The organism is Azospirillum isscasi (assembly GCF_030849505.1).
Lineage (GTDB): Bacteria > Pseudomonadota > Alphaproteobacteria > Azospirillales > Azospirillaceae > Azospirillum > Azospirillum isscasi.
The window spans coordinates 1-2952 of sequence record NZ_JAUJFI010000295.1; the positions used below are offsets into that span (position 1 = coordinate 1).

Annotated in this window: 4 protein-coding genes; all 4 read left to right on the plus strand. The window is 72.4% G+C overall.

From position 1 onward, the window contains the following. Window positions 1-364 (plus strand): acyl-CoA dehydrogenase family protein (locus QSG27_RS28305; protein ID WP_306712117.1); only part of this gene is annotated, 364 nt, incomplete at its 5' end. Window positions 365-373: 9 nt separating this feature from the next. Further along, window positions 374-1306 (plus strand): amino acid--[acyl-carrier-protein] ligase, encoded by a 933-nt coding sequence (locus QSG27_RS28310; protein WP_306712119.1) that lies wholly within the window; start codon window positions 374-376, stop codon window positions 1304-1306. A 20-nt stretch (window positions 1307-1326) separates the two neighbouring features. Next, the gene (locus tag QSG27_RS28315) at window positions 1327-2229 is read left to right on the plus strand and encodes a DUF1839 family protein (protein ID WP_306712121.1); all 903 of its coding nucleotides are present in this window, start codon (window positions 1327-1329) and stop codon (window positions 2227-2229) included. A 6-nt stretch (window positions 2230-2235) separates the two neighbouring features. Beyond that, window positions 2236-2952: glycosyl hydrolase 2 galactose-binding domain-containing protein (locus QSG27_RS28320; protein ID WP_407653283.1), on the plus strand; the 717-nt coding region annotated here is incomplete at its 3' end.

Here is a 2952-nt window from a genome sequence, read left to right on the forward strand (position 1 = left end):
GCCGCGGGGGGCGCGGCCGCGGGCCGAGGCGCCCGCCGGCCTTCAGGCCATGCGCGGCATGGTGCGCGGCGCGCTCGCCCAGTTCGAGGCGGCGGCGGACAGCCCCGACCGCCTCACCTCCCCGGGCTTCGCGGTCGCCATGAACACGCTGAAGACCGGGGCGGCGGAGATGGTGGTGCGGATCGTGGAGCAGGCGATGCTGGCCGCCGGCCTGTCGGCCTACCGGAACGACAGCCCCTACAGCCTGTGCCGCCACCTGCGGGACGCCCATTCGGCGCCGCTGATGATCAGCAACGACCGGATCCTGGGCAACACGGCGAACCTGTTGCTGGCGCACAAGGACAACGGCTCTCTCTTCGGGTGACGGATGAACATGCGGGCAGGCGATACACCGGCGAAGGACGGACAGGCGGCGTTCCGTGACGCGCTGATCGCGGCGGGGCTGCTGATTCCCACGGGGGTCGACGGGCTGTACGGCCGCAGCGGCGTCTTCGAGGACGTGGTGGAGCGGTTCGGCGACCTGATCGCCGCCTGGGGAGGCGACGACGGGGCGGACGTCATGCGCTTCCCCCCGGCGCTGGCCCGCAACCAGTTCGAGCGGAGCGGCTATCTGAAGAGCTTTCCGCATCTGGCCGGCACCGTGCACGCCTTCAAGGGCGACGAGCGGGCGCACCAATCCCTGCTGCGCCGGCTGGAGGAGGGGGAGGAATGGACCGACGCCCAGATGGCGACCAGCGTCGTCCTGACCCCCGCCGCCTGCTACCCGGTCTATCCCACGCTCGCCGAGCGGGGGCCGCTGCCCGCCGAGGGGGCGTTGGTGGACGTCTATTCCTACTGCTTCCGCCATGAGCCGTCGCTGGACCCGGCGCGGATGCAGTTGTTCCGGATGCGCGAGTATGTGCGTGCGGGCACGCCGGAGCAGGTGATCGCCTTCCGGCAGAGCTGGGTGGAGCGGGGGCGGGCGCTGATGGAATCGCTGGCCCTGCCGGTCGCCGTCGATCTGGCGAACGACCCCTTCTTCGGGCGGGCCGGGCGGATGCTGGCGGCCAACCAGCGCGACCAGGGGCTGAAATTCGAACTGCTGATCCCCATCGCGTCGCAGGACCAGCCGACCGCCTGCCTCAGCTTCAACTACCACCAGGACCATTTCGGGCTGCTGTGGGACCTCCGCACTCCGGACGGCGCGGTCGCCCACACGGCCTGCGTCGGGTTCGGGATGGAGCGGGTGGCGCTGGCCCTGTTCCGCCACCATGGCTTCGACGTGAAGGCGTGGCCCGCCGCGGTGCGCGCCGTCCTCTGGGGCTGAAGGGGCAGGGGAGGCCGGGTATGCTGCATCCGCTGGACGGGCCGGACCGCGACTGGGCGGAGACCAACTGCTACACCGACCTGTGGATCGGGCTGCTGCGGGCGCTGGGGATGGAGCCGATGGCGGTCCTGGCCTTCACCGCCGCGCAGGATTTCGAGGGCGACCAGTTCACCTTCTTCAAGCCGCCGCCGGAGGATCTGCGCCGCCTCTACGGGCTGGAGGTGCAGGAACTGGCCCTCTACGACCGGGTGGAGGCCCACGCGGGGGTGCAGGCGGCGCGGGGGCGCCCGGTGCTGGTGGAGGTGGACGGCTTCCACCTGCCGGACACCCGCGGCACCTCCTACCGCGCGCAGCACGTCAAGACGACCATCGCGATCCTCGGCCTGGACGCCGGTGCGCGGCGGCTCGACTACATCCACAACGCCGGGCGCTTCACGCTGGAGGGGGAGGATTACGACGGTCTGTTCGGCCCCGCCCCCCTGTTCCCCTACGCGGAGTTCGTGAAGCGCAGCGGCCCGGCGCTGAAGGGGGCGGCGCTGATGGAGGCTTCCCGCGGGCTGCTGTCCCGCCATCTGCGGCACCGCCCTGCGGAAAACCCCATCGCCGCCTTTCGCGCCGCCTTGCCGGAACAGCTTGAGGCCCTCCTCGCCCGGCCCATGGACTATTTCCACCTCTACGCCTTCAACACGCTGCGGCAGGTGGGGGCGAATTTCGAACTGCTGGGGCTTTATCTGCGCTGGGTCGGCGGTCCGGCGGACGCGGCGGAGTCCTGCGCCACCCTGTCCGCCACGGCCAAGGCGCTCCAGTTCCAACTGGCGCGCGGGGTGAACCGGCGGCGTTTCGGGGATTGCGCGGCCCCTCTGGACGCGATGGAGCGCGCCTATGGCACGGCGCTGGGCGCTCTGATCCGCCGGTACGGGTGACCGGCGATGGCGCGCCTTCACGCCGTGACGGGCCGCAGCGTGACGCCCCTGTCCGCGGGGTGGGAGCTGTGCGTGACCGAGCCGGGGGGCACACCCGGCGGGGACTGGCTGCCCGCCCCGGTTCCCGGCACCGTCGCGCAGGCGCTGCGCGAGGCGGGGCTTTACCGGCTCGGCGAGCCGCTTCCCCTGCACGACCGCGACGTCTGGTACCGGGTGCGGCTGACCGGCGAGGGCCCCCATACGCTGCGCTTCCACGGTCTCGCCACCATCGCGGAGGTCTGGCTGGACGGGAAGCGCGTCCTGACCAGCGCCAGCATGTTCCAGCGCCACGACGTGCCGGTCACGCTGCGGGGGGCGCACGCGCTGCGCATCGTCTTCCGCGCCCTGAACCCGGTCCTGAAGGCGCAGAAGGGGCGGGGCCGCTGGCCGGTGCGGCTGGCCGAGCCGGCAGGGCTGCGCGCGGTGCGGACGACGCTGCTGGGGCACATGCCCGGCTGGTGCCCGCCGGTTCCGGCGGTCGGCCCCTGGCGCCCGGTCGAGTTGATCGCGGAGTCCGGACCGCCGCGCGTCCGCTCGGCGGATCTGCGCACCACGCTGGCGGGGCGGGAGGGCCGCCTGTCGCTGGCGCTGTCGGTGGCGTGGAGCGGGTGCGGAACATGGACGATTTTATGGCCCGCCCGTTCGACGCGGGTGAAGGTGTCCCAATCGTGGCTCCAGGTCGCC